This is a genomic window from Leucobacter tenebrionis (assembly GCF_019884725.1).
Classification (GTDB): Bacteria; Actinomycetota; Actinomycetes; order Actinomycetales; family Microbacteriaceae; genus Leucobacter; species Leucobacter tenebrionis.
The window spans coordinates 1,844,367-1,870,823 of record NZ_CP082322.1; the positions used below are offsets into that span (position 1 = coordinate 1,844,367).

At 71.0% G+C, this 26,457-nt stretch carries 16 protein-coding genes; 7 read left to right on the forward strand and 9 right to left on the reverse strand.

The window, feature by feature from the left end:
* Positions 1-573: 573 nt before the first annotated feature.
* Both KVY00_RS08565 and KVY00_RS08570 read left to right on the forward strand, forming a co-directional pair.
* Positions 574-1,914 (forward strand): MFS transporter, encoded by a 1,341-nt coding sequence (locus tag KVY00_RS08565; protein WP_223042573.1) that lies wholly within the window; start codon positions 574-576, stop codon positions 1,912-1,914.
* Between the two features lie 68 nt (positions 1,915-1,982).
* Positions 1,983-3,245, forward strand: a complete 1,263-nt coding sequence (locus KVY00_RS08570; RefSeq protein WP_223042574.1) for an alpha-hydroxy acid oxidase — start codon at positions 1,983-1,985, stop codon at positions 3,243-3,245.
* A gap of 29 nt (positions 3,246-3,274) precedes the next feature.
* Here the strand turns inward: KVY00_RS08570 and KVY00_RS08575 are convergent, their stop codons facing one another.
* The 3 genes from KVY00_RS08575 to KVY00_RS08585 form a co-directional block, all read right to left on the reverse strand.
* Positions 3,275-3,898 carry a GNAT family N-acetyltransferase gene (locus tag KVY00_RS08575; protein WP_223042575.1) on the reverse strand — a complete coding sequence of 208 codons (624 nt, stop codon included), beginning with the start codon at positions 3,896-3,898 and terminating at the stop codon, positions 3,275-3,277.
* Between the two features lie 56 nt (positions 3,899-3,954).
* A complete protein-coding gene (locus tag KVY00_RS08580; RefSeq protein WP_223042576.1) occupies positions 3,955-4,305 on the reverse strand; it encodes a YciI family protein in 351 nt (116 codons plus the stop codon).
* A 96-nt stretch (positions 4,306-4,401) separates the two neighbouring features.
* Entirely contained in the window at positions 4,402-5,442 is a 1,041-nt protein-coding gene (locus KVY00_RS08585; RefSeq protein ID WP_255572563.1) for an alpha/beta hydrolase, read from the reverse strand.
* 332 nt (positions 5,443-5,774) lie between these two features.
* Here KVY00_RS08585 and KVY00_RS08590 point away from each other — a divergent pair, with 332 nt between their 5' ends.
* The 4 genes from KVY00_RS08590 to KVY00_RS08605 all read left to right on the forward strand — a co-directional run bounded on the left by KVY00_RS08590 (position 5,775) and on the right by KVY00_RS08605 (position 11,235).
* On the forward strand, positions 5,775-7,418 hold the full coding sequence (locus tag KVY00_RS08590; protein ID WP_223042577.1) for an amidohydrolase: 1,644 nt from the start codon (positions 5,775-5,777) through the stop codon (positions 7,416-7,418).
* Positions 7,419-7,465: 47 nt separating this feature from the next.
* Positions 7,466-8,332, forward strand: coding sequence for an alpha/beta fold hydrolase (locus tag KVY00_RS08595; protein WP_223042578.1), 867 nt, complete (start codon positions 7,466-7,468; stop codon positions 8,330-8,332).
* An 80-nt stretch (positions 8,333-8,412) separates the two neighbouring features.
* Positions 8,413-9,462 carry a lipoate--protein ligase family protein gene (locus KVY00_RS08600; protein WP_223045248.1) on the forward strand — a complete coding sequence of 350 codons (1,050 nt, stop codon included), beginning with the start codon at positions 8,413-8,415 and terminating at the stop codon, positions 9,460-9,462.
* 81 nt (positions 9,463-9,543) lie between these two features.
* On the forward strand, positions 9,544-11,235 hold the full coding sequence (locus KVY00_RS08605) for a hypothetical protein (protein WP_223042579.1): 1,692 nt from the start codon (positions 9,544-9,546) through the stop codon (positions 11,233-11,235).
* An 82-nt stretch (positions 11,236-11,317) separates the two neighbouring features.
* Here KVY00_RS08605 and KVY00_RS08610 read toward each other — a convergent pair whose 3' ends face one another.
* From KVY00_RS08610 to KVY00_RS08620, 3 genes are all read right to left on the reverse strand, one after another.
* Positions 11,318-12,280 (reverse strand): quinone oxidoreductase family protein, encoded by a 963-nt coding sequence (locus KVY00_RS08610; protein ID WP_394358285.1) that lies wholly within the window; start codon positions 12,278-12,280, stop codon positions 11,318-11,320.
* Between the two features lie 253 nt (positions 12,281-12,533).
* Positions 12,534-14,720 (reverse strand): YhgE/Pip domain-containing protein, encoded by a 2,187-nt coding sequence (locus KVY00_RS08615; protein ID WP_223042581.1) that lies wholly within the window; start codon positions 14,718-14,720, stop codon positions 12,534-12,536.
* The gene (locus tag KVY00_RS08620) at positions 14,717-17,557 is read right to left on the reverse strand and encodes an MMPL family transporter (protein ID WP_223042582.1); all 2,841 of its coding nucleotides are present in this window, start codon (positions 17,555-17,557) and stop codon (positions 14,717-14,719) included. Before KVY00_RS08620 ends, KVY00_RS08615 begins: the two co-directional genes overlap by 4 nt.
* 139 nt (positions 17,558-17,696) lie before the next feature.
* Here KVY00_RS08620 and KVY00_RS08625 point away from each other — a divergent pair, with 139 nt between their 5' ends.
* Positions 17,697-18,383: a TetR/AcrR family transcriptional regulator gene (locus tag KVY00_RS08625; protein ID WP_223042583.1), complete on the forward strand. Its 687-nt coding sequence runs from the start codon at positions 17,697-17,699 to the stop codon at positions 18,381-18,383.
* Positions 18,384-18,728: 345 nt separating this feature from the next.
* Here KVY00_RS08625 and KVY00_RS08630 read toward each other — a convergent pair whose 3' ends face one another.
* The 3 genes from KVY00_RS08630 to KVY00_RS08640 all read right to left on the reverse strand — a co-directional run bounded on the left by KVY00_RS08630 (position 18,729) and on the right by KVY00_RS08640 (position 26,316).
* Positions 18,729-22,271: a choice-of-anchor I family protein gene (locus KVY00_RS08630; RefSeq protein ID WP_223042584.1), complete on the reverse strand. Its 3,543-nt coding sequence runs from the start codon at positions 22,269-22,271 to the stop codon at positions 18,729-18,731.
* 413 nt (positions 22,272-22,684) lie between these two features.
* Complete coding sequence (locus KVY00_RS08635; protein WP_223042585.1) at positions 22,685-24,124, reverse strand: pyruvate dehydrogenase complex dihydrolipoamide acetyltransferase; 1,440 nt, start codon at positions 24,122-24,124, stop codon at positions 22,685-22,687.
* Entirely contained in the window at positions 24,124-26,316 is a 2,193-nt protein-coding gene (locus KVY00_RS08640) for an alpha-ketoacid dehydrogenase subunit alpha/beta (RefSeq protein ID WP_223042586.1), read from the reverse strand. Before KVY00_RS08640 ends, KVY00_RS08635 begins: the two co-directional genes overlap by 1 nt.
* Between the last annotated feature and the right edge of the window lie 141 nt (positions 26,317-26,457).

The following is a 26,457-nucleotide window of genomic DNA, read 5'->3' on the forward strand; positions in this document are numbered from 1 at the left end:
CACCCGCCCGCACCCGCACCGTGCCCCTGACCCCATAACCGCCCGCTCACCCCCGTCGAGAGACGGAAAGTGCAGCCTCAGCTCGCGCAGAACACGCGAAATCCGTACCTCGGCGCCTCTGCCCACACCCGCGCCCTGCCCTGCCCCTCCCCGCTCCCCCCTGTCACGCCCGCACCATCCGAGAGGACGAAAACGGCTGCGATCCTGGGGATTCAGAGCCCTTCTCGACCTCTCGGGGGTAGGGGCCGGCCGTGACGACGGCCGACGCAGATCGACACGGATCCGACACGGGCTCCGGTCGTCGAGACCGCCTGTCGCCGTCAACGCAAGAGGTGGTCTCGGCGGCAGCAAGCAGCCTCACCCGCAACAGGCGGTCTCGGCGGCAAAAGGCAGTCTCAGCCGCAGCAGGCGGTCTCGGCGACAGCAAGCAGTCTCGACACCGAGATCCCCTCGCCGCGAATTGACGGATCGCGACACCCGACCTACACTACTTGTGGTCATACCACATGGTCAGACCACAAGTATTTCGAGGACGTGACATCCTCACGACAGAGATCTCAAGGGAGAGACGACATGACGAGCACCGCACTCCGGGCCGATACGGTGCCGGGGATCAACTACCGTGTACTCCTCGGCAGCCTCAGCGGCAGCGTGATCGAGTGGTTCGACTTCCTGGTCTACGGCACGGTCGCAGCGCTGGTCTTCAACAAGCTCTACTTCCCGAGCGACAACGAGTTCGTCTCCACGATGCTCGCCTTCGTGTCGTTCTCGCTGACCTTCTTCTTCCGCCCGCTCGGCGGCATCATCTTCTCCCACATCGGCGATCGCATCGGCCGCAAGAAGACCCTCTTCATCACCCTGACCCTGATGGGCGGCGGCACGGTCGCGATCGGCCTGCTGCCCGACTACGCCGCGATCGGGATCGCGGCCCCGATCCTGCTCATCTGCTTCCGCATCCTGCAGGGCCTCGGCATCGGCGGCGAGTGGGGCGGCGCCCTGCTGCTCGCCTACGAGTACGCCCCCAAGAACCGCCGCGGCCTATACGGCGCGGTGCCCCAGATGGGCATCAGCCTCGGCATGCTGCTCGCCGCCGGCGTCGTCGCGCTGCTCACCCAGCTGCCCGACGGCCAGTTCATGACCTGGGGCTGGCGCGTGCCGTTCGTCGCCAGCATCGTGCTCGTGTTCGTCGGCCTGTGGATCCGCAACGGCCTCGACGAGACCCCCGAGTTCAAGCGCGTGCAGGAAACCGGGGCGCGGCTCAAGCTGCCGATCAAGGAGGTCATCACGAAGCACTGGGGCGCCGTGCTCGTCTCGATCGGCGCCAAGGCCGCCGAGACCGGCCCGTTCTACATCTTCGGCACCTACGTCGTGGCCTACGCCACCGACATCCTCGGCGCACGCGACAACGTCGTGCTGCTCGCCGTCGCCGCGGCCGCCCTCGTCGCGACGATCTGGATGCCGATCTTCGGCAGCATCTCCGACCGCGTCTCCCGCGCGGCCCTCTACCGCTGGTCGGCCTGCACCACCATCGTGCTCGTGGTGCCCTACTACCTGATCCTCAACACTGGCGAGACCTGGGCGCTGTTCGTCGCGACGATCCTCGGCTTCGGCTTCCTATGGGGCAGCGTGAACGCGATCCTCGGCACCCTCATCGCCGAGAACTTCGCCCCCGAGGTGCGCTACACCGGCGCGTCCCTCGGCTACCAGCTCGGCGCGGCGATCTTCGGCGGCACGGCTCCCCTCATCGGCGCCTGGCTGCTCGAGATCAGCGGGGGCGAGTGGTGGCCGATCGCGATCTACGTCGCCGTCTGCGCCGGTATCTCGATCGTGGCCTCGTTCTTCATCAAGCGTGTCGCCCACGTCGAGGACGAGCAGGCGAAGGATCCGATCGCGCGCTCCGCGCAGATCGCGTAGAGTCCCCGGAGCATCCCGGCTCCGACCGCCCCCAGCACCCCAGTCCCCGAGTCGAAAGGGTCACCCAGATGAAGCGGCAGTTCCCCAACCCGGCCGAGCTCCTAGAACTCATGCAGTTCAAGAAGCCCGACCTCAACGGCAAGCGGCGGCGACTCGAGTCGGCACTCACCATCGCCGATCTGCAGCGCATCGCGAAGCGCCGCACCCCGAAGGCCGCCTTCGACTACACCGACGGGGCCGCCGAGGGCGAGCTGTCGCTGGCGCGAGCCCGGCAGGCGTTCGAGGACATCGAGTTCCACCCCGACATCCTCAAGCCCGCCGAGCACGTCGACACCTCGACCGAGATTCTCGGCGGCCGCTCGGCACTGCCCTTCGGCATCGCCCCGACCGGCTTCACCCGCCTCATGCAGACGGAGGGCGAGATCGCGGGCGCGGGCGCGGCGGGCGCGGCGGGCATCCCGTTCACGCTCTCGACCCTGGGCACCACCTCGATCGAGGACGTGCGGGCCGCGAATCCCCACGGCCGCAACTGGTTCCAGCTCTACGTGATGCGCGACCGCGAGATCTCGTACGGCCTCGTCGAACGCGCCGCCGCGGCCGGTTTCGACACACTCATGTTCACTGTCGACACCCCGATCGCGGGGGCCCGCCTGCGCGATAAGCGCAACGGGTTCTCCATCCCGCCGCAGCTCTCGCTGAGCACGGTCATCAACGCGATCCCACGGCCGTGGTGGTGGATCGACTTCCTCACCACACCCAAGCTCGAGTTCGCCTCGCTCTCGACGACGGGCGGCACGGTGGGCGACCTGCTCAACGCGGCGATGGATCCCACCATCTCCTACGAGGACCTCGCGGTGATCCGCGAGATGTGGCCGGGCAGGATCGTGATCAAGGGCGTGCAGAACGTGCCCGACGCGGTGAAGCTCATCGACCTCGGCGTCGACGGCATCGTGCTCTCGAATCACGGCGGGCGCCAGCTCGACCGCGCCCCCGTGCCGTTCCATCTGCTGCCGAAGGTGGTGCGTGAGGTCGGCCGCGACGCGACCGTGATGATCGACACCGGGATCATGAACGGCGCCGACATCGTCGCCTCGGTCGCGCTCGGCGCCAAGTTCACGCTCGTGGGCCGCGCCTACCTCTACGGCCTCATGGCCGGTGGCCGCGCGGGCGTCGACCGGATGATCGCCATCCTGCGCAGCGAGATCGAGCGCACCATGGCCCTGCTCGGGGTGTCGTCGCTCGAGGAGCTCGAACCCCGGCACGTAACGCAGCTCAGCCGGCTGACCCCAGTCCCGCAGGCCGCGAGCGAGGGGATCGAGCAGGCCGGGTAGGGCCGGGAGGATCCGGGACGGTGCCGGCCTCAGCCGAGTCGCGGCGAGGCCGGATCCCCGGGGAGGTGCCCGGCGACCCGGTGCTCGAGCCCGAGGCGCACACCCGGCCACTCCGGCCGGGTGATCGAGAACACCACCGTGTCGCGCACGTAGCCGGCCTCGGGTTTGAGGTGGGCGCGCAGGATCCCGTCCTGCTTCGCCCCGAGCCGCGCGATCGCCGCGCGCGACTGGTGATTGTGGAAGTCGGTGCGGAACTCGACGGCCGTGCAGCCCCACGCGTCGAAGGCGTGGCCGAGCAGCAGCAGCTTCGATTCGGGGTTGGTGCCCGTGCCCTGAGAACTCGCGGCGTTCCACGTGGAACCGATCTCGACCCGCGGCGTCGCCGCATCGATGTTCATGAAGGTCGTCATGCCGATCGCGCGCCCGGTGTCGTTGCGGCGAGCGGTGAAGGGCAGCATGCTGCCCTGATCCTGCAGCGCGAGTCGGCGGCGGATCTCGGCATCCATGCGATCGGGCGCCGGGATCCGCGTGTACCACAGGCGCCACAGCTCCCCGTCGCGCACGGCGTCGGCCAGTTCGTCGCGGTGATCGAGCGAGAGCGGTTCGAGGGTGACGAGGCGGCCGCGGAGGGTGCCCGGGTGTTCGAGTGCCATACGCCCATTCTGCACGCATCGAGGGCGGCGTCCCGGTCGGCCCGCGATGATTCCGCTCAGGGCCGCTGCGCCCCCGGCATGCACTCCCGCACCTCGACCCAGGTGTCGAGTTCGCCCGCCAGCTGCCCGGCGAGCTCGTGCGCGCGGGCGCGATCGGGCACCCGCACCACCCAGAGCCGCCGCAGCGGTTTGCCCGCCTCGTTGTACCAGCCGTCGCGACGCTCGCCGCCCGGCCCGACGACCTCGGCGTGCGCATCGCTGTCGAGCGTCTCGGTCCACTCGAGCTCCGAGCGGCTCAGCAGCTCGTCCTCGAACCGCGCGAGGTACTCGACGACCTCCTCGATCCACTCCGGAGCGCGCTGCAGCAGCTCGGATTCTCGGCGGTGCAGCAGAAGCATGAAACGCATGATGCCCTCCTCCCCCGGGGCTACCGCAGCAAGCGCGCGCCCGGTCCCCGGTGCTCACATCGTGACACGAACCAGGCGCCGCGTCGAGATCGGCGGCTACTCGCCGTTCGGAACGAGGATCAGCCGCAGCTCGGCGACGAAGCGGTCGATGCTCTGCTGCGCGTCGATCCGCGCCTGCGCCGACTCGTCCGGGCGGTTGAGGTATCCGTGCACCGTCGCCGGCTGCACCGCCTCGACGACGGGAACCCCCGCCGCGCGCAGCTGATCCGCGAACTGCTCGCTCGACGCCCGCAGATCGTCGGCATCCGCGTTCACGATGATCAACGGGGGCAGCACCGCCAGCCGCTCGGGCGGCTGCTCGCCCGCGATCACGGCGCCCGCCGCAGTCGCCTCACCCGGGTCGCCCAGGTAGAAGTCGTACATGCCCGCGATGCGCTCAGCGCCGAAGCGGCGCTGAGCGGGGAGGACGGCCGTTGCCGCGTCGAGCTCGGGGTCGAAGCGCTGCGTCCGGTGCAGGGTGGGGTATTCCAGCAGCAGCGCTGCGATCGGACGCCCGCCCGCGGCGTCGGCTCCGGAGAGTGCCGCGAGCACGGCCAGGTGCGCGCCCGCGCTCGCCCCGCCCACGACGAGGGGGTGCACGCCGTCCTCCGCCCCTGCCCAGCGCACCACTGCGGAGACGTCGGCGACGGGTGCCGGCGCCTTCACGGTGTCACTCGCGAGCGCATAGTCGACGGAGTGCACGCGGATCCCGGCCTCGGCGAAGCGGCGCGCTGCCCAGTCGGCCTCTGGCCAGTCGAGGTTGCCGCGCGAGAACGAGCCGCCGTGCGCCCACACGAGCGTCGCCCACGCCGCACCATCGGGTTCGTAGGTGCGCACCGGCACGGCGGAGGAGCCGACCCGGTTCGGCAGGCCCGGATCGCGCCCGGCAGCGGGGCCCTCGATCTCGGTGTCGGTGATCCGCATCTCCCCGCCCCTCTCGCCCGCCGCCTGCTCGACGACCAGCGGCTGCTCGACTACCGCCGCGTGCGGCGGCTCGACCGGCTCGCTGCGCGGCAGCCACACCGCACCCGCTGCGGCGAGCGCGCACGCAGCCACCAGCTGGAGGGCCCTGCCCTCTCGGACGGAGCCTCGACGCACAGGCACAGTCTAGGCCGCTCCGGGCCGGGGCGCATGCCCCGGGCCTGGTGCGGGCGCACGCGCCAGGCAGGAGATCGCGATCCGAGCGGGTGAAAACGCGGGATCCCGACCGCACAGGCCGCGATCTCCTACCTGGGGAGCGCACTCCGACGTGTGGAGCGCGCCCTGCCAGAAGCGCGCCCTGCCTGAAGAGCGCCCTGTCTAGAGCGCGCTCCAGAGTCCGCGCGACCTGCCTGAACTGCGGACACTGCGGAACCCGCCCGCCGGGGCTAGCATCGAATATGAACGGTCTTCATTTTGCGAGGCCTCGAGCGGCACGAAAGCGAGCACCCATGAGCACGAACACCACGATCTACCGCAACGCCACGGTCTTCACCGGAGACGCCGCCGTCGCTCCCCGCGAGAGCTTCGCGGTGCGCGACGGCCGGATCCTCGCCGCAGGAGACCTCGATGCCGTGCGCCTCGCAGCGGGCGAGGCCGAGGAGGTCGACCTCGGCGGCGCGCTCGTCACCCCCGGCGTGATCGAGGGCCACTCCCACATGCTCATGCTCGGCGAGGCGCTGTCGAAGGTGCAGCTGCGCGACGCGAAGACGGTCGCCGAGGTTCAGGAGCGCCTGGCCGCCGCCCGGGCGGCGAACCCGGAGGCGACCCGGATCCTCGGCGTCAGCTGGCTCTTCGACATCTTCGAGGAGGGCGAGCGCCCCACCGCCGCCATGCTCGATGCGGCCGTGCCCGACGTGCCCGTCATCCTCGACGCCAACGACCTGCACTCGGCCTGGGTGAACTCCGCCGCGCTCGAGGCGATGGGCATCACCCGCGACACCCCCGATCCGGTCGGCGGCGAGATCGTGCGCGACGAGCACGGCGACGCCACCGGCTTCCTCATCGAGACCGCCGCCGTGAAGTACGCGTGGGGTTACCTCGACGAGGTGATGACCGACGCGGATCGCGATCGCTACCTCGCGGCCGCCTTCGACGCGTACCTCGAGACGGGCGTCACGGGCGCCACCGAGATGTCGTTCGGGCGCCCCGACCTCGAGGCCTACCGCCGCATCCTCGACCGCGACGGGCGGCTCCCCTTCCCGGTGAACGCGCACTGGATGCTCACTGCGACGGGCGACCTCGAGAGCGATCTGGCGCAGATCGACGAGGTGGTGCGCGTCCGCGACGAGGTCGCGGCGCAGTACGGCGACGACTGGCTGCGGATCGCGGGCGTGAAGTTCATCCTCGACGGCGTGATCGATGCCTGCACCGCGGCGATGCGGGCGCCCTACGAGAACGGCGAGATGCCCGGCCCGATCTGGGAGCGCGAGTTCGCACTGCCCACCGCGGTCGCGGCCGACGCGGCCGGGCTGCAGCTCGCGCTGCACGCGATCGGCGACGAGGCGAGCACGATCGCACTCGACATGGTGCAGGAGTGCATCAGGGTGAACGGTCCCCGCGCGGATCGCCGGCCCCGAGTCGAGCACCTCGAGTCGGTGGCCGACGACACGATCGCGCGCATGGCGGCCCTCGGTGTGACGGCGTCGATGCAGCCCGTGCACTGCGACCCGGCGATCATCGACAACTGGATGGCGCAGCTCGGCGACGAGCGGGCGCACACGGGCTTCCCGTGGCACAAGTTCCGCGATGCGGGGGTGCCGCTCGCTCTCGGCACCGACGCGCCGACCGCGCCGCACGAGGCCCCGAACAACCTCTTCATCGCCCTCACCGCGAAGTCGGTGCTCGACCGGGCCCGCGAGCCGTACCAGCCCGAGCGCATCTTCACACCCGCCGACGCGCTCGAGGCGCTCACCCTCGGCACCGCGTACGCGACGCGGCGCGACGATGAGGCGGGGCGGATCGCGGCCGGATACCGGGCCACCGTCGTGGTCTGGTCGGCCAACGCGCTGACAGACTCGCCCGAGAAACTGCTCGACACGGAGGCCGCGATCACGATGGTCGACGGCGAGATCGTGCACCGTGGCGGGGAGTAGTCGGACGCACCCTGGCGCTGTTCAGCCCCGCACACCAGAATGAGGGGATGACCGAAGCGAACGGGTACACCGAGTTCAGCTACACCGATGAGTACGGCGTGGAGATCGCGGCGTACGAGTGGGCCGCCGCCGAGCCGGTGGGGATCGTGCAGATCTCGCACGGCGTCGGCGATCACGCGAAGCGCTACGACGCGTTCGCCCGCGCGCTGACCGGCGCCGGCTTCACCGTCTACGCCGACGACCACCGCGGTCACGGTGAGACGGGGCGGGCGCAGCACGAGGGCGACCTGTCGAAGCTCGGTCGCCTCGGCCCCGGCGGGCTGCGCGCTGCGGAGGCGGCGATCCTGCAGCTCACCGGGATCGCCCGCGAGCGGCACCCGGGCCTGCCCGTCGTCATGTTCGCCCATTCGTGGGGCTCGCTCATGGCGCAGCGCATCCTCGGCGAGCACCCGCGGGCCTGGGACGCCCTGGTGCTCTCGGGAACGGCCTTCCGCACCTTCAAGCACATGGAGAGCGGCGACCTCAACGCGAAGTGGAAGAGCGACGACGCCAACGGATTCGAGTGGCTGAGCCGCGACCCGAAGACCGCCGAGGCCTTCATCGCCGACGAGCTCTGCTTCGCGGCCGATATCGCGAAGCTCTTCGGCGTGGCCGATTCGCTGAGGCTGTTCGGCAAGCCGGGGCCGGGGATCCCGAGCGACCTGCCGATCCTCATCGTCTCCGGCGGCGACGATCCGCTCACCCGCGGCGACGGCCTGCGGCAGCTCGCCGACGCCTACCGCAAGCGCGGCGTGCGCGACGTCACGGTGAAGATCTATCCGGGGGCACGGCACGAGACGCTGAACGAGACCAATCGCGACGAGGTGTTCGCCGATCTCATCACGTGGATCGTGGATCGCGTCGGCGCCGAGTAACCCGCGATACCGGTTCGCACGGCTTGAGCCGTCGCCTGCTCCCCTCCCGGGCCCGAGAGGCGTACGCTGAGATCATGAGCATGCACGGTGAGTACAAGGTCCCCGGCGGCAAGCTGGTGGTCGTCGACTTCGACGTGGTCGACGGGCGCATCAGCGGATTCAATCTCTCGGGCGATTTCTTCCTTGAACCCGACGACGCGCTCGCCACGATCAACGGCGCCGTCGAGGGGTTGAATCCGTCGAGCACCATCGAGGAGGTGGGCAACGCGATCCGCAAGGCCCTCCCCGCCGAGGTGCACCTGCTCGGATTCACGCCCGATTCGGTGGGCGTCGCGATCCGCCGCGCCGTGACCGGTGCCGCGCACTGGCGCGACTACGACTGGCAGATCCTCCACGAACCGCCGGTCGCCCCCGTGCTGAACGCCGCGCTCGACGAGGTGCTCACGGCCGCGGTAGGCGAGGGCCTACGCGGCCCGACGCTGCGCATCTGGGAGTGGAACGCGCCCGCCGTGTTCATCGGCAGCTTCCAGTCCGTGAAGAACGAGGTCGACGAGGAGCAGGCCGCGGCGCACGGAGCTCAGATCGTGCGGCGCATCTCCGGCGGCGGCGCGATGTACATGGCGCCCGAGGCGTGCATCACCTACGCGCTGTACGTTCCGGGCGAGCTGGTGCGCGGCATGAGCTTCGCCGATTCGTACGCGTACCTCGACGAGTGGGTACTCGAGGCGCTGCAGGCGCTCGGCATCGACGCCCACTACAAGCCGCTCAACGACATCACGAGCCCGCAGGGCAAGATCGGCGGCGCGGCTCAGAAGCGGCTCGGATCGGGCGCTGTGCTGCATCACGTCACGATGGCCTACGACATGGACCCCGCGGCGATGACCCAGGTGCTGCGCATCGGACGCGAGAAGCTCTCGGACAAGGGCACCACGAGCGCGCAGAAGCGGGTCGATCCCCTGCGCAGCCAGACCGGCCTCACACGCGAGGCGATCATCGAGAAGATGATCGCGGTGTTCAAGCAGCGGCACGGCGGCACCGACGGCGAGGTCACCGAGGGCGAGTGGGACGCGGCTGAGCGGCTGGTCGAGAAGAAGTTCCTCACGGAGGCGTGGATCCGCCGCGTGCCGTAGACGGTTCGGCAGACCCGCATTCGACCTGGTGGCCGGCAGCACGCGGCTCGATCGGGTCCCCGTCATTCCGGAGGGAGCGCAATGAACACCTTTCCCCAGCACCCCGAGGACCTCGACCTCGTGCGGGGCCTGCGACAGGCCATGGAGGCGTCCGCGCCGCTCGCTTTCCTCGACGCGGCGAGCATGCTGCTCGCGGCCACCCAGCCCCGATCCGGCCCGCCGGCACCGTGGGCGGGAGAGCCCGGAGTCTCGTCGACCGACCTCATCGCCTCCGTCCTCGACGTGGGGCTGCCCGAGACCGATGCCCTCCTGCGGGTCTGGTCGCGGATGCTCGACGACGAGTCGGCCCGGCGGCGGATCAGCGGCACGGTCGAGCAGCGAGATCTCGCCGTACCGACGTGGTTGCGCAACCTCGACGAGATCCACCCGGTACGCGCCGTGTCGGTCGGCGACGCATTCGGCGAGAACGAGACGATCTTCATCGAGGTCGCCACCCCCGTCGACTCGTTCACCCTCGCGGTCGCCATCTTCCATAACGGCCCCATGCTCGAGGACGCGTACGCCATCCCGCTGAGCTTCGCCGGCGCCCTCGCAGAGCTGGGGCACCACGATCCGCTCGGCCTGGTGCGCAGCGAGATCCCGCTCGCGAACACCCGCGCCCGCGTCGAGGGAGCCCTGGCGCTGACGCGCATCACGGTGCCCCCGGTCGAGACCGAGAGCTGGCCCGGCACCAGCCCGCTGCTGGAGTGGATGCTGCGTCTCATGCCCGAGGGCGGCACCGGGTACGAGCCGCGCACGTTCTCCGAGGAGGATCTCGCGGGCCTCGTCGACGAGCTCTCCGCCTCCCCGCACGGCGCGGAGTTGTCGGAGGACGGGCTCGAACACGCGGCACGGCTCTTCGAACTGCAGTGCAGTTACGGCACCGGCGATCCGCTGCGATGGGGCGCCCTCTTCGTGGAGCGTCTGCTGTGCGACCTGTACCCCCGCAAGGTGATCGCCGAGGCGGAGTACATGGCCTCGATGCCCGGGGCTCTGCGCGCGATCGCGCAGTTCACCAACGAGCGCTCGGGCATTCCTCAGGAGCTCGTCGACGACGTGCTCGAAACCGTCGACGCCTACGAGCCGAACTACTTGCTCGAGATCGATGGCGAGCCGTTCTCAGGCGACCCGTTCTCCGGCGACCCGTTCTCCGGCGATTCCGACCCGCGACTCCGCGGCACGCTTCGGGAGCTCTACCGGCTGCAGCTCGACGATCTCGCCGAGGTCGCAGGCAGCCCGGAGGCGCTCGACGACCTCGACACGCGCCCGCTGCCGAGCGAGACCTTGGACGAGACCGGCGTCCCCACTGACATCCTCCCCCGGGTGCGTCGTACCGCCGAACTCGCAACCGCCTCGGCCGAGGATTACTTCGACGACCCCGAGATCGGCACGGTAGCGCTGCGGGTGCTCACTCGAGTAGCCGCTGCGGACCCGGCGATCTTTCGCCGCCGCTCGCGAGACGAGACCGGCGCCGCCGCGATCTGCTGGATCGCCGCGAAGAACAACGGCTGGTTCTCGGAGAGCGGAGACACGGTGCAGGCGTTCATGCAGAGCATGGGCCTCAACGGCTCCCCGCGGCAGCGCGCCGAGCCCATGCTCCGCGCGCTCGAGGTCGATCCCGACCCCTACTTCGATGTCGCGCTCGGCGACCCCGAGCTCATGACCTCCGCCCGACGGACCGTGATCATCGAGGCGCGGGATCACCTGCGCTCGGAGCTCGAGCGCCTGGACTGAACCGGCGCCGGGCGGCCGGGGCCGGATCGCTGAAGCGGCGTGTCGCGTGCGACACGGGCCGCCCCGAGGCGGCCGGCCTCGCTCACGGCTCGAGGATCACCTTGCCGGTCGTGGCGCGCGACTCGAGCGCCGTGTGCGCATCGGCCGCCTCCGCGAGCGGGAAGCGGGCGCCGATGCGCACGTCGAGCTGGCCAGCCGCGATCGCATCGAAGAGTTCGCCGTAGCGCCACGCACGCTCCTCGGGGGTCCGCAGGAAGTGGCCGAGCGAGGGGCGGGTGACCGAGAGGGATCCGCCGGAGTTGAGCCGTTGCAGATCGAACGGCGGCACCGGGCCGCTCGCCGCGCCGAACAGCACGAGCTCGCCTCGCACGCGCAGTGCGCGCAGCGAGTCGTCGAACGTGCTCTTGCCCACCCCGTCGTACACGACGGCGACGCCCTCGTCGTCGGTGAGCTCGCGTGCCCGGTCGGCGAAGCCCTCGTAGTCGAGCACGGTGCTCGCCCCCGCGGCGTGGCTGAGGTCGCGCTTCTCGGGGGTGGAGGCCGTGGTGATCACGCGCACCCCGCGAGCCGTGAGCAGCTGGGTGAGCAGCAGGCCGACGCCGCCGGCCCCCGCGTGCACGAGCACGGTCTCGCCTTCCCGCGGATTCGCGGCGGAGGTCGCGAGGTAGTGCGCGGTGAGGCCCTGCAGCGGGAGAGCCGCGGCGGTCTCAGCCGAGACCGAGTCGGGTACGCCGACAGCAGCGTCCGCCGAGACCACGAAGCGCTCGGCGTAGGTCGCCCGAGCCTCGGCCGTGGTGATCAGGTCGCCGGGGGCGAACCCCTCGACGCCCTCGCCCACCTCGAGCACCCTGCCGCTGGCCTCCGCGCCCGGCGTGAACGGAAACTCCACCCGGTACAGGCCGGAGCGCTGGTAGGTCTCGATGAAGTTAACGCCCGTGGCCGCGGTCTCGACGAGCAGCTCACCGGCCGCCGGCCGGGGATCCGGCTCCTCCGTGATCCTCAGCACCTCGGGCCCGCCGCTCTGCTCCGCAGTGATCGCTCGCATAGTCATACCCCAACCCTACGCCCGCCCGCTGACATGCGCACCCGGAGCTCGGACCCACCTGAAGTCGTGTCCCGCCTCACCCAGCTTCCATCCCCCTCGAGGTACGGATTTCGCAGCGCCACCCGCGGGCAGGCATGCGAGATCCGTATCTCGAGCGGTGGCGCCCAGGCGCGGGGCCGTTTAGAACACGAAGCGGGCCGTGGGCCGCAATCGCCACTGGAACCGCGGGCCGCAGCCCGGGGCCCTCGCCCGCTCAGGCGCGACGCCGATCCCGCGCGACCGCGAGCACGGTGAGCACCAGCCCGCCCAGCGCCCACAGCGCGAGCACCACCGCCGCGATCCCTGCCCCCGAGGCGCCCGTCGCGATCGCCTGGAAGCCCTCGAGCGCCGCCCCGATCGGACTCGCGTCGCCGGCCGCGGCGAGCGGGCCGGGCACGGTCGACACGATGCCCACCGCGAACGCCACCACGAGCAGCACGAACGCCACGAACCGGCCGAAGCCGCCCAGCAGCGCGGATAGCCCCTGCACCACGAGCGCGAACGCGACCCCCGCCAGCAGCGCGAGCCCGAAGAAGGCCGTGCCGCGCCCCAGCTCGTAGCCGAGCGCGAGCGGCAGCACGATCCCCGCGATGGCACCCTGCACCGCGCCGAGCGCGACGGCGGGCGCGGCGCTGCGCAGCGTGATCCACCCGACTCCGCGGGCTGCCTCGCGCGTGCGGTGCCACAGCGGCGCGAGCACGAGGAACGCGGCGAGCGCCCCGGCCCACAGCGCGATCCCCGCGAACAGCGGCACGCCCGAGGCGTTGAACAGCTCGTCACTGACGCCGCGCGCCTCCACCGGCGCGACCGCGGTCTCGGCGAGACGGTCGCGCTGGGCCTCGGTGTAGTTCGGGATCCCGTTCACGGCCTCGTCAAGACCGCTGGCGAGGTCGCCCGCGCCGCTGGCCGACTGCTCGGTCCCCTCGGCGAGCTGCGATGCCCCCTCCGCGAGCTGGGGGGCGTTGGCCGCGAGCTCGGAGGTGCCCGAGGCGAGCTGCGAGGCCCCCGAGGCGAGGCCCGAGGCTCCCTCCGAGAGCTGCGCGGTGCCCGATGAGAGCTCGGCGGAGCCGTCCGCCAGCTGCGACGCGCCCGCCGAGAGGTCGGCCCCCTGCGCGGCGAAGGACTCGAGGCCGCGGCCGAACTCGCCGGTGCCGGCGATGAGCTGGTCGAGTTGCGCGGTCGGATCGCTGCCGGGCTGCCCGCCGCCGACGGAGCCCTGCAGCGTCGTCATGGCGCTTCCGAGGCCCTCGGCCCCTGTCTGGGCGGTGGAGAGCCCGGCTCCGATCTCGCCGGCGCGCGTCTGCAGCGTCGCGAGCATGCTGTCGCAGAACTCCTGCGTCGCACCCGACGCGAGGCACTGCGGATAGAGGGTGCCGAGATCCTCGCCCAGCCCCGCAGCGGCCGCACCCGCCGCCGTCATCCCGACCTCGAGCTGGGACTGAGGCTCCGCGGCGTCGACCTGCAGCCGGCCGAGTGCCGAGACGAGGGTCTTCAGCTGCGTCGCCGCGGCGACCGTACCCTGCTCGAGGGGGGCGTAGGACTGCGCGAGCGTCGAGGCTCCGTCGACGTACCGGCCGACCCCGTCGGCGAGGCCCGCGGCTCCGGTCGCGAGTTCGCCGGCGCCGCCCGACAGCGCTCCCACGCCGGCCGACAGCTGGCCGGCGCCCGATGCCAGCTCGCCGGCGCCCGCGGAGAGCTGCTGCGTGCCCTCGGAGAGCTGGGAGGCGCCCTCTGCGAGCGATCCCGCGCCATCGGCGAGCTGCGCACCGCCGTCCGCGAGTTGCGCCGCCCCGTCGGCCGCTTCGCCGATGCCGCCGTGCAGCTCGTTCATGCCGACGAACACGCCGCCCACGAACTGCGAGCCGAGCTGCTGGTTGAGCACGCTCGTCGCGGTCTGCGTGACGATGCCGCTCAGGGCGGTGTCGATGAGCCGCCCGCGGTCGCTCTCCGCGATGTCGATGTGCGCCTGCTCGGCGTCGCCGGGCCCGCTCGAGAGCGAGGTCGCGGCGGCCGAGAAGTTCTCGGGGATCGTGACGACGGTCGAGTACCGGCCGTCGTCGAGCCCCTGCCGGGCGTCGTCCTCGTCGGTCAGCACCCAGGTGAAGTTCGCGGGTTCGTCGGTGTCGGAACCCGAGCCGCTCTCTCCGGGAGGATCGGAGGGCGAGGCGGATCCGATCAGCTCGCCCGCCAACACGCGCCCGAGCGGCACGAGCTGCCCGTCGACCTCGACCGGCTCGTCGTGGTTGACGAGGGCGGCGGTGACCGTGTCCAGGCGCTCCGTGGGGTTCCACAGGCCCCACAGCAGCAGGCCAGCGACGGTGAGCGGTACGAGCAGCAGCCCGAGCACGGTGGTCCAGTGAACGGGCTTGCGGCCCCGGAGGGGCGTGAGCGGCAGGCTCATCGTGCGGTTCCTTCCAGAGTCGTGGTGTCGGCGGCGGGCCGGGTCAGGTTCGGCGAGGCAGGATCGTCGCCCGCGGCCTGGCCCGCGGCTCCAGCGGCGGCGGTCTCGAGTGCACCCGCCGCGACCGGCTCGACGAGCACCGTGCCTGCGGGCAGCAGCCGCTCGGCGAGCTCGCGCGGGCCGAGCACGATGACCGTGGGAGGCGGCGCCGATCCGCGACTCCCCTCGATATGCGCCGCCGCGAGCGCGGAGCGCGCGCTCTCGACGAGCGGGAGCGGCATCGGGCGCGCAGCCGCCGCACGCAGATCGAGCAGCAGTACCGTGGGCCGATCCCGCAGCGCCTCGCGCAGCGACTCGGGATCCGCCCAGGCCGAGCGGGCGCGCAACGACGCGGCGCGTTCGGGCAGCAGCAGCCCGTCGACCTTCACGGTGCCGGTCACGATGGGTCCGCGCCCCGTGAGCGTCTCGGCGAGCGGCAGCGACAGCGGATCGCGCGGCGAGAGCAGCAGCGCCTCGCCGGGAGCCACCCGCAGCGTCGGCAGCGCCGGCGCGCCGCGCAGTCCCAGCCGCTCGGCCGCGATGACGGCGTGCGGCATATCGGCCGGCCACTCCCGGTGCTCGATCTCGCGCGCGAGGCCCTCGCCCTCGACGTCGAACGCCGGCAGCACCCGTGACAGCCCGCGCGGCATCCACCAGGCGCGGTCGCCCAACAGCGCCATGACCGCCGGCACGAGCGTCATGCGCACGATGAACGCGTCGACGAACACGCCCACTGCGAGCCCGAGCGCGATGACCTTGATCGACGGGTCGCCCTCGGGCACGAACGCGGCGAACACCGCGAACATGATGAGCGCCGCCGCGGTGACCACCTTGGCGCTCCCCACGAAGCCCCGGCTGATCGCCTCGCGGGCGGAAGCGCCGTGCACGTACTCCTCGCGGATGCGCGAGACCAGGAAGACCTCGTAGTCCATCGCCAGGCCGAAGAGCACGCCCATGAGGATGATCGGCATGAAGCTCAGCACGGGGCCGGTGGAGCTCACGTGCAGCAGATCCGCGAACCACCCCCACTGGAACACCGCGACCACCGCGCCGAACGCCGCCCCCACCGAGAGCAGATAACCGAGCGTGGCCTTGATGGGCACCCAGACCGAGCGGAAGACCATGGCGAGCAGGATCAGCGAGAGCCCGACCACGAGCACGCCGAACGGCAGCAGCGCGTGCATCAGCATCTCGGAGACGTCGATGCCGACCGCGGTGAACCCGGTGACGGAGAGGCTGACGCCGTACTCGTGCAGCCACTCGTCGTGGTGCTCGCGCAGGGTGTGCACCAGATCGGCGGTGCTCTCGGAGTGCGGCCCCGCCTCGGGCACCACCTGGATGATGGCGGTGTCGGCCCCTTGATTCGGGGTCGCGAGCGGCACATCGGCTACGCCCGGCACTCGCTCGACCTCGCGCTTGAGGTCGTCCATGAGGCCGAGCGGATCCTCGCTCGTGATGATCGAACCCGTCAGCAGCAGCGGGCCGTTGTGGCCCTCGCCGAAGTGCTCCCCCGTCAGCTCGTAGGTGACGCGGGCGGGATCGTCGGCGGGCAGCGAGGTCGCGTTGGGCAGGGCCAGCCGCAGGTCGAGCGCGGGCACGGCCGCGAGGCCGAGCGCGGCGAGCACCGCGACGATCGTGAGGATCGGCCGCCGCGTCACCGCGCGCACCCAGCCGGCGAAGAACCGGTCGGCGCGGGAGGGGGTGTGGGAGATCGCGTCATCCTGCGCGAGCTCGCGGGCCTGCTCGGCAGCGGAGGCGAGCGCGCGCCGTTGCTTCTTCGGCAGGATCCGCATGCCCGCCATCGCCATGATCGCGGGCGTCAGCGTCACCGAGATGAGCACCGCCACCGCGACCGCCGCGGCCGCGGCGACGCCGAGGGCGGTGAGGAACGGGATCCCCGCGACCGCGAGGCCCACGAGGGCGATGATGACGGTGAGGCCGGCGAACACCACGGCCGATCCGCTGGTCGCGGTGGCGCGGGCGATCGACTCCTCGACCTCGGCGCCGGCCCGCAGCTGCTCCTGGTGCCGGCTCACGATGAAGAGCGTGTAGTCGATGCCCACGGCGAGGCCGAGCATGAGGGCGAGCATCGGGGTGGTCGAGGTGAGGTCGGCGAACGCGGTGACCAGGAAGAGGCCCGCAATCGAGACCCCGACGCCGATGATCGCGATGAGCAGCGGCATACCGGCAGCGATGAGCGAGCCGAGGGTGAGGATCAGCACCACGAACGCGATCACCACGCCGACGGCCTCGGTCGGGCTGATGCCCGGCACGGCCGCGGAGAACATCTCGCCGCCGTAGGAGGTCTCAGCGCCGGAGGGCAGACGATCCCGAAGTTCGTCGGTGGCCCGCTCGATCCCCTCCACGGTCGCGTCGGGCACGGTGGACATATCTCCCTCGACCTGCACCGTGATCAGCGCGGCGCTGCCGTCGTCCGCGAGGCCGCCGCTCGCCTGGTCGCTGAAGGGCGTCTGCACGGCGGTCACGCTCGGCACGTCCTCGAGTGCCGAGGCGGCGTCGTCGATGATGCGCTCGTAGACCGAATCGTCGACCCGCTCCCCGTCTGCCGCGACCACGATGATCGTGGCGCTCGTGCCGCTCACCTCGGGGAAGGTGCGGCCGAGTTCGTCGAGCGCCTGCTGCGACTCCGTGCCGGGGATCGTGATCGGTGCGTTCGCGCCCTGGCCGAAGAGCGCGGCGCCCGTGCCGAGCAACGCGAGCAGGGCGATCCAGAGCACGAGCACGAGCATTCGGGCACGGGCCGCCCAGCGTCCGAGGGCGTAGAGCAGTGTGGACATGCGGGCCTTCCGGTGGCGCGAGCGAGCTGACGCGTTTCGATGCACGGATGCATCGAATCGATACACCAGTGTATCCGACTGGATACACGGATGTATCGGTGCGTTCTCAGCTTCGGCTTCGCGTGAGACAATGACAGGCATGTTCTCCGCCGCTCCCGAACCCGCAGCGCCCGGATCCGGGTCGGATCCGGCTCCGAGCGCTCGCCGCCGGGAGACCCGCAATCGGCTCCTCGATGCCGCCGCCGAGGTCTTCACCGAAGCCGGCCTGCAGGGCGCCACCGTCGAGCAGGTCTGCAGCCGCGCCGGATTCAGCCGCGGCGCGTTCTACTCGAACTTCTCGAGCAAGGAGGAGCTGTTCCTCGCCGCACTGCAGCACCAGTACGAGCTGCGCGCGGCGCAGCTCACCCGGCGGGCCGAGCAACTCATCCCGCACCTGCAGGAGTGCAACGAGCCCCTGCAGCCCGCCGAGGTCGCCGAGTACGTGCAGGAGTTCCTCGCGCCGGTCGACGCCGAATCGGCGTGGTTCGCACTCGAGACGGAGTTCATGCTGCTCGCCATGCGGGATCCCGAGATCGCCCCTCCGGGGTTCGCGGGCTTCCTCGACGCGCTCAAGAGCGAGCTCGCCGAGGTCGTCGAGAAACTCGTCGACGCCGCGGGCCGCCGCTTCATCCTGCCCGTCGAGCGGGCCCTCGCCGTCTTCGACGGGCTTTACGACCGCGCGGCTCGACTCGCCGCGCTCTCGGGCGGCGCCGTCTCGGAGGGGTCGGAGGAGCTCGGGGGCCGGATCACCGAACTGCTCTTCGTGATCACCGAAGAGGTGGAGTGAGGCGCGCGCCACGCCGCCGCCCGCTCCACCCGTCGCCCCCGCACGCAACCCACCGCACCCCCCGCACGCACCCCGCACTCCCGCACGCAACTGCACCGATCTGCCGTAGAACACACGATTTCGGCCGATTTCGGTGCTTCAGGGCAGATCGGTGCGGTTACGACGGGGCACACCCGCAGCACATCACCATGTCGGTCGGGCTGCCCGCCGACGCGCGCTGCGCGATCGAGTTCGTCGCAGCGAAGTCCTAGAGGCGCCTCCGAGCTGCCGAGTCCCCGCGCGGTGGCCCGCCCGCGGGGACTCGGCATTGTCATGCCCGCGCGGACGGACCGCCCCGCGCCCGGTTCAGGCGCCTCGTCGAGCGCGCAGCACGAGCACGCCCGCGCCGAGCACGAGCAGCGCGCCCGCGGCGACGCTCATCAGGAGCGGCGCATCGCCTCCGGTGCTCGCCAGGTCGCTGCCCGGTTGCTCGGCGATGCGCCCGTCCGATCCCGCACCATCGGCGCCCGCGCCATCGCCGCCGCTACCGGCACCGTCACTATCGGCACCGGATCCCGCGGCGTCACCCTCGCTGTCGGTCCCATCGCCGTCGGCACCGCTCCCGCTATCCGCGTTGCCGTCGTTGTCGACGTCACCCTCGGGATCGCCGCCGCCCGGCCCGTCGCTCAGCACCGCCCGGCCGAGCGGAGCCGGGTCGACGACCTCGTGCGCCTCGAAGTAGGCGATCGAGGCCGCCAGGTCCGCCTGGCCGGTATCGGTGCGATCCGTCCCCTCCGCGAAGGTGAGGAAGTTGTCGCCTCCGCCTGCCAGGAACGAGTTGGTCGCGACCGTGTACGTCGCCGCCGGGTCGATCGCCTCTCCGTGCAGCGCCATGGAGACGATGCGCTCCCCGCGAGCCGCATCGGGGTCGTACTCGTAGCTGAAGCCCTCCGAGACTCCGAGGTGCAGCTTCGGCCGCGACGCCCCGTCGGGCTGCCACTGCTCCTCGAGCACCGCCTTCAGCTGCGCCCCGGTCAGCGAGACCGTCACGATCGTATTCGCGAACGGCTGCACGTTCGCGACATCGCGGTAGGTCACCGTGCCGTCGTCGCCGAAGCGCAGATCGTCTCGGAGCCCGCCGGGATTCATGAGGCCGATCGAGGCGGGTGCTCCCGCGTACCCCTCGTTCGAGGTCGACCACAGGTACATGTCGGCGACGAGGTTGCCGATCGACGACTCCACTCCGCGGTCGCTCCCCGACGGCTCGCCGCCGCGCACGATGTCGGCGCTGATGCGGCCGACGGGCACGGATCCCCGCTCCTCGGCATTCTCCACGGCTGCGTTCACGATACCTTCGACCTCCGGATCCGGCTCGAACGCCGCGGCGCCGTCGACGACGAGCGGCACGAGCCCGCCCTCGATCGAGACGAGCTGCTTGCTCGCCCGGTCCACGCGGATGTCGAGCTTGCCGACAGTCGTGCCGTACTGGTGCGCCTGGATGACCGGGCGCCCGTCGATCACGCAGTCGTACTTCTGATGGGTATGCGCCGAGACGATCGCGTCGACCGCGTCATCTGCGCCGCGGACGAGCTCGCCGAACTTCGTGGTGTCGGCCTCGACGGCCGCGCAGTCGCTCGTCTCGGATCCCTCGTGCGTGAGCAGCACCGTCACGTCCGCGAGGTCCCCCGCCTCGATCTCTGCCGAGACCCGGTTGACGGCCTCGAGCTGGTCTCCGAACTCGATGTCGGCGATGCCGGTCGGGCTGACCATCGCGGCGGTCTGCTCGGTCACCGTGCCGATGAATGCGACGCGCACCCCGTCGACCTCCTGCACGACGTACTCGCGCAGCGCGGGCGTCTTCGTGCCCTTCCGGTACACATTCGCTCCGAGCGCGAACTGATCGCCCCCGAAGCCGGGGATCACACGCTCCACGAGGTCGGCGAAACCGCGATCGAACTCGTGGTTGCCCACGACGCTCACGTCGAGCCCCGCCTGCGCGAGTGACTCGATGGTCGGCGAGTCGTCGTCGATGAACGAGGTGAAGGTCGACGCGCCGATGTTGTCGCCCGCGGAGGCGAACAGGGTGTTCGGATTCTCGGCCCGATAGCTCTGCACCGCGCCGGCGAGCACGGCCGCACCAGCCTCCCCGCTCTCGACGTTCGCCTCGATCCGGCCGTGGAAGTCGTTGATCGTGAGCACCTGCACGTCGACGGGGGCCAGCAGATCCTCGATCGAGAACACGGTCGTCGTGCCCGAGACCTCGTTGCCCGCGACGAGCAGAGGAGTGCCGGTGGGCGAATCCCCCGCGTCGACGAAGGCGAGGCCCTCGGGACCGAGATCACCGGCGGCGGCGAGGTCGCCGCCCTCCTCGACCGACTGGGAGAAGTCGCGGTTGTTGACGTAGGTCACGAACGAGGGCGAGCCCGGGTTCGTGATGTCGTAGGCCGCGATGCCGCCCACGCGCTCGAAGCCGACGAACGCGTAGCTGCGGTCGCCGACCTGCCCGACGACGACCGACTCCGGTTCGGGACCCTTGTCGTCGCTGCGTCCCTCGAGGTTCGATTCGCCGTGGTTCGAATTGAAGTACTCGGGGTTCGCGGCGAGGGTGACCTCCTCGAACGATGATCCCGAATCCCAGACCAGCTCGCCCGCGGTGCTCCAGATCGAGAACGACCGTCCACCGAAGGCGTACAGCTCGGAGTAGCAGCTGCGGGCCTCGTCGAAGCCGAGCTCCTTCGTGACGTTCAGGCGCCCCAGCTCGTCGTCGCCGAGCTTGTCCGCGAGCGCGCTGTCCGCGCAGACCGGGCCGTACCCGTCTCCGGGCGCCCCGCTCTCGTCGGCCAGGTCCTTCACCCGCGACGGCTCTGCGTAGTCGCCCCACTCGCGGGCATCGCCCTCGTTCGCCGTGACGAGGTAGCTCGCGCCGTCGCCGGCGGTGTACGCGTCGATCGCGTCGGGCATGTACACGCCCTTGAGCCCCTCGTAGCTGCGCAGCTCGGCCCTGCCGTCCTTGTCGCTCGGATCGAGCGCGTTCTGCGCGAGCCCGTGATCCTTGAACCCGAGCGGTCTGATCGCGCTGACCGTCGCCGAGGCCAGGTCGACCTCTGCGACGGCGTTCGCCTCCTGCAGGGCCACGTATGCGGCGCCGCCGTCGACCGCGACGTACTCGGGTTCGAGGTTGCGGCTGACGGGCAGATCGTCGCCGTGCGGGGTCGGACCGAACACGCGCACGCCCTCCGGCAGCGCGTCGCCCTCGAACGCGTGGAAGTCCGCGATGCGCACCGCGTCCTGCGCGGGGGCGGCGAGCTCTCCGGGCAGCGCGACCACGGCGATCGACCCCTCCGGGTCCACCGAGAAGTCGTCGGCGGGTTCACCCTCGTTCGCGACGACGGCGTATGCGCCGTCTCCTGAGATCGTGACCATGTCGGGCAGCGCTCCCACGGTGACGGTGCCGAGAACCGCGGATGCCGCGTCGCTCGCGTTCGCGTCGAAGAACAGCAGGTGGCCGGGATCGGTCTTCACGCTCGCCTCGAAGGCGACGACCCCGAGCCCGTCGGGCCGGATCGCCACCGAGTTCGCCACACCCTCGGAGCCGATGGCGAACAGCTCGGTCATCGCGGCCGGATTCGAGTAGTCGAGCACGCTCACGGATCCCGCCTGCGCGTTCACCACGAACAGGCGATCGCCGTGCGCCTGCACGATCTCGGCGGCCGACTCGTCGAACACGCCGGTCTCGAACGAGCCGATCGGGGTCAGCGCGAGCGTGGCGTCACTCGCCGAGTAGGCGATCGGCGCGTCGACGACGGCGGCGGTCGCCGTCGTCGAGGCCAGCGGCGCGGCGACGAGCGCGCAACTCACGACGGCGGCCGCGGCGCTCTTCAGCCACAGCCTCGATTTCGGGGCCTTCATAGTTCTCCTCCTGGTAGGTGCTCATGCACCTCATCCAGGTTTCAGCACCCGGTCGACCGGCAGATGAACCGCTGCATAACGGCAGGCGAACTCGCGGCGCTGTTTCGCGCGGCAGGCCCCTGCGACTCGACACCGGCCGCAAGGCGCCTACAGCACCTCGAGCTCCAGGAAGTCGGTGAGTCACCGGCGGACCTCGACGAGTGCCGACGGAGGCACCGAACCAGCGATTCCGGTGATCCGGTCGCGGCTCACGGTCCGGATCTGCTCGTTGGCCACGAGCGCGGGCCGATGGCCACTCTGCTCCCGGCCCCGGGCAGGCCGTGGAGCGCCGCCGCCAGTCCGCTCAGCGGGCGCGCAAGGACGCCCCTCCCGCGGAGGAATCGAGACGGAGCAGTACGGGCACCGTCAGAACCTCAGATCAGCAGACTCATCGGCTGCTCGATGCGCTTCTTGAACGCGGCGAGCCACTCGGCGGCGAGCGCACCGTCGAGCACGCGATGGTCGGCGGAGAGCGTGACCGTCATGAGCGTCGCCACGCCCAGCGTGCCGTCCGGTTCGACCACGGGCCGCTGCTCGGCGGCGCCGACGGCCAGGATGCCGGCCTGCGGCGGGTTCAGGATCGCCGAGAACTCGCTCGTACCGTACATGCCGAGGTTGGAGACCGAGAAGGATCCGCCCTCGAGCTCGTGCTGCCTGAGCCGGCCCTCGCGCGAGCGCTCGGCGTAGTCGCGGATCTCGCGGCTGAGCGCCCCGAGCGAGAGCTTCTCGACACCGCGCACCACGGGCGTCAACAAGCCGTCGGGCACGGAGACCGCGACCGAGATATCGACGCTGTCGAAGCGGCGAGTGGCCTCGTCGGTCCAGATCGCGTTGGCTCCCGGCACGTCCTGCAGGGCGGCCGCGACGGCCTTCACCACGAAGTCGTTGACCGAGATGCGCGTCCCCTCGAACTCGTTGATCTGCTTGCGCAGTGCGAGCAGCGCGTCCACGCGGCAGTCGGCGACGAGGTAGAAGTGCGGCACCGTGCTCTTGCTCTCGGTGAGTCGTCGCGCGATCGCCCGGCGCATGCCGGTGTGCGGCACATCGGTGTACGCCCCGTCAGCAGACGGAGCGGCCGCGGGGGCAGGAGGCGTCGCCTGCGGCTCAGGCGACGCGGTGGTCGCCCGCTGCTCCGCGGGGACTTCCTGGGCCGGTGCGGCTTCCAGCCGCTCGATATCCCGTCGGACGATGCGCCCGCCCGGGCCCGTGCCGCGCACGCCGCTGAGCTGGAGGCCGCGCTCCCGGGCGAGCTTGCGCACGAGCGGGCTCGCGAAGAGGCGCTCGTGCGGGATCGCGGGATCGGCCGCGGCCGCGGGTTCGGAGGCCGAGGCGGGTCCAGAGGACGGAACGGGCTCAGGGGCGCTGTCGGGGTCAGGGGATCGGACGAGTTCGGCAGCCGGTGATCCGGCATCCTCCTCGGAGGTTGCCGCTGCGAGGGCCGCCTCGGACGGCTCCTCGACGGACTCGGGGACCGGAGCAGGCTCTGGGGCCGGAGCAGGCTCGGAGGCCGGGTCCGATCCCGAACCCGATGCACCCGAGACCCCGGCCTCCGCGAGCGCCTCCTCCGCCGACTGGCCGCCGGTCGCGAGCACCGCGATCGGCGTGCCGACCTCGACGGTGGCGCCGGCCTCGGCCAGCATCCCGGCGAGCACGCCCGCGGCCTCGGCCTCGTACTCGACGGTGGCCTTCTCGGTCTCGATCTCAACGAGCGCCTGACCCTCCGACACCTCGTCGCCCTCGGCGACGAGCCAGCCGGCGATCGCCGCCTCGGCCGAACCGGTGACGAGCTCGGGCATGCGCACGATCGCAGCCATCAGTTCTCGCCTCCCATCGCGGCGCGCACCCGTTCGAGGCCGGCGACCACTTCCTCGGTGCGTGCGATCGCCGCGCGCTCGAGCACTTTCGAGATGCTGGGGCTCGCCTCGCCGCCGGTGACGCGCTCGACGGGCTGATCGAGCCAGTCGAAGTAGCGGCGCTGGATCTCGTCGGCGAGCCAGCCGCCGTACGACGGCCCGCTCGCGCCCTGCTCCACGATCAGCACGGCGTTGGTCTTCTTGATGCTCTCGCCGATGGTGTCCCAGTCGAGCGAGGCGCGGTCGAGCCAGCGCAGGTCGATCAGCTCGGCGTCGACGCCGGTCTGCTCGATCGCCTCGAGCGAGTGATCGACCATCGTCAGGTAGCTGAGCACGGTGACGTCCGATCCCGCGCGCCGCACCGCGGCGGATCCCGGCGGGATGATGTAATCGAGGTCGCCCTCGGGGAGCCGGTCGGCCTTGCCGTAGAGATCGACGTGCTCGATCACGAGCACCGGATCCTCGAGCGCGAGCGCCGCGTTCATGAGGCCGACGTAGTCGGCAGCGTTCGACGCCGCGACGATCCGCCATCCCGCCTGCGTCGCGAAGATGCCCGCGGGGTCCATGAGGTGCTGCGATCCGTAGCCGACGCCCATCGCGACCTTGGTGCGCAGCACCAGGGGGAGGTCGTTGTTGTCGCCGAACATGTGGCGCGCCTTGCCCGCCTGGTTGAAGACCTGGTCGGCGGCCACCCACATGAAGTCGGGGTACATGAACTCGACGATGGGGCGGATGCGCCCGTCGAGCGCGGCGCCGGTCGCGAAGCCGAAGAAGGCGTTCTCACTGATCGGCGTGCCGACGACGCGCTCGGGGCCGTACTTCTTGGCGAGGCCCTTCGTAGCGCCGTTCGTGCCGCCGCCGAGCCGGTGCACATCCTCGCCGAGCACGACGATGCGATCGTCGACCTCCATACGGCGATCCATGGTCTGCGCGACCGCATCGACGTACTTGACGTCGCGCCACTCGCCGCCGATCTCCGAGGGCTCCTTCGCCTCGAGCGGTTCGAGCTCGCTCGCGTCGCTGCGGATCCCGGTGTCGACGACCGCGGGATCCGGCCACAGCTCGGGCTTGATCCGCCGCTTGCCCTCCCGCTCCGGGTCGTCCTCGATGAGCTGCCCGACGGCGTCGGTCATGGCCTGCTTGGCCTGATCCCGAACCGCGGCCACCTCGGCCTCGGTCGCGTACCCCAGCTCCTGCATCTGCGCCGCCACGCGCGTCAGCGGGTCGCGCGCCCGCCACTCCTTCTCCTCGTCCTTCGTGCGGTAGCCGAAGGCGCTGCCGGGGAAGGGGCCGTTCTGGTGGAAGAAGCGGTAGACCTCGGCCTCGATGATCGCGGGGCCCTCCCCGGATCGCATGCGCTCGAGCGCCTCCTGGGTGGCGAGGTGCACGGCGAGCGGGTCCATGCCGTCGACGCGCCAGGACGGGATCGAGAAGCCCTGCCCCCGCACCGAGAAGCGGGTGTCGGCACTGGCCTCGCTCGCGTGGGTCGAGACGGCGTAGAGATTGTTCTCGATGAAGAACATGACCGGGGTCTTCCAGGTCGCGGCGAGGTTCATCGATTCGAGCACCGAGCCGATCTGACTCGACCCGTCGCCGAAGTAGTTGATCGAGACGTCGTCGGTGCCCGCGAACTTCTGCGCCCACGCGTTGCCGCCCGCGAGGGGCGCTCCGCCGCCCACGATCGCGTTGGTGCCGAGCGCGCCGGCCTCGAGCCACTGCAGGTGCATCGACCCGCCGCGCCCGCCCGAGAAGCCCTGGGCCAGCCCGAGGATCTCGGCCAGGGTGCGCTGCAGCATCGCCTGCATGTCGGCGTCGACCAGGGAGCCGAGATCGAGCCTGCCGCCCGAGACATGGGTGATCGCCTTCGCGAGGAACTGGTGGTGCCCGCGGTGCGAACCGTTGACCGCATCGGTCGAGCGGAGGGTGAGGATCGAGCCCACCGCGCCGCCCTCCTGGCCGATGCTCGAGTGCGCGGGGCCGTGCACGAGGCCGGCGCCCGCGAGCTCGAGTACCGTCTCCTCGAAGGAGCGGATGAGCTGGATCTGACCGAGCATCGTCGCGAGCAGTTCGGGATCCGCCTTCTTCCAGTCGGCGGCGGTGGTCGAGAGTTCGACCCAGGGCACCCCGGTATCGAGTTTGCGGCGTCTCGGCATGTACGTCTCCATTGATTCCTGCGGCCAAGTGTTTAGAATGACTGTACGCACAATTGGATCCAATCGCAATGTTTTCGCGATAATCAGCCCTCGAGACCCAGCTCACATACTGGGCATTGCCCACAATGAACGATCAGAAGG

Bases quoted from the DNA above. Each gene is read 5' to 3' on its own strand.
- KVY00_RS08575 (WP_223042575.1), bottom strand. From the start codon at position 3,898: ATGGCACTCGAACACCCGGGCACCCTCCGCGGCCGCCTCGTCACCCTC.
- KVY00_RS08635 (WP_223042585.1), bottom strand. From the start codon at position 24,124: ATGGCTGCGATCGTGCGCATGCCCGAGCTCGTCACCGGTTCGGCCGAG.
- KVY00_RS08565 (WP_223042573.1), top strand. From the start codon at position 574: ATGACGAGCACCGCACTCCGGGCCGATACGGTGCCGGGGATCAACTAC.
- KVY00_RS08605 (WP_223042579.1), top strand. From the start codon at position 9,544: ATGAACACCTTTCCCCAGCACCCCGAGGACCTCGACCTCGTGCGGGGC.
- KVY00_RS08615 (WP_223042581.1), bottom strand. From the start codon at position 14,720: ATGAGCCTGCCGCTCACGCCCCTCCGGGGCCGCAAGCCCGTTCACTGG.
- KVY00_RS08580 (WP_223042576.1), bottom strand. From the start codon at position 4,305: ATGCGTTTCATGCTTCTGCTGCACCGCCGAGAATCCGAGCTGCTGCAG.
- KVY00_RS08570 (WP_223042574.1), top strand. From the start codon at position 1,983: ATGAAGCGGCAGTTCCCCAACCCGGCCGAGCTCCTAGAACTCATGCAG.
- KVY00_RS08630 (WP_223042584.1), bottom strand. From the start codon at position 22,271: ATGAAGGCCCCGAAATCGAGGCTGTGGCTGAAGAGCGCCGCGGCCGCC.
- KVY00_RS08620 (WP_223042582.1), bottom strand. From the start codon at position 17,557: ATGTCCACACTGCTCTACGCCCTCGGACGCTGGGCGGCCCGTGCCCGA.
- KVY00_RS08625 (WP_223042583.1), top strand. From the start codon at position 17,697: ATGTTCTCCGCCGCTCCCGAACCCGCAGCGCCCGGATCCGGGTCGGAT.
- KVY00_RS08590 (WP_223042577.1), top strand. From the start codon at position 5,775: ATGAGCACGAACACCACGATCTACCGCAACGCCACGGTCTTCACCGGA.
- KVY00_RS08595 (WP_223042578.1), top strand. From the start codon at position 7,466: ATGACCGAAGCGAACGGGTACACCGAGTTCAGCTACACCGATGAGTAC.
- KVY00_RS08610 (WP_394358285.1), bottom strand. From the start codon at position 12,280: ATGCGAGCGATCACTGCGGAGCAGAGCGGCGGGCCCGAGGTGCTGAGG.
- KVY00_RS08640 (WP_223042586.1), bottom strand. From the start codon at position 26,316: ATGCCGAGACGCCGCAAACTCGATACCGGGGTGCCCTGGGTCGAACTC.
- KVY00_RS08600 (WP_223045248.1), top strand. From the start codon at position 8,413: ATGCACGGTGAGTACAAGGTCCCCGGCGGCAAGCTGGTGGTCGTCGAC.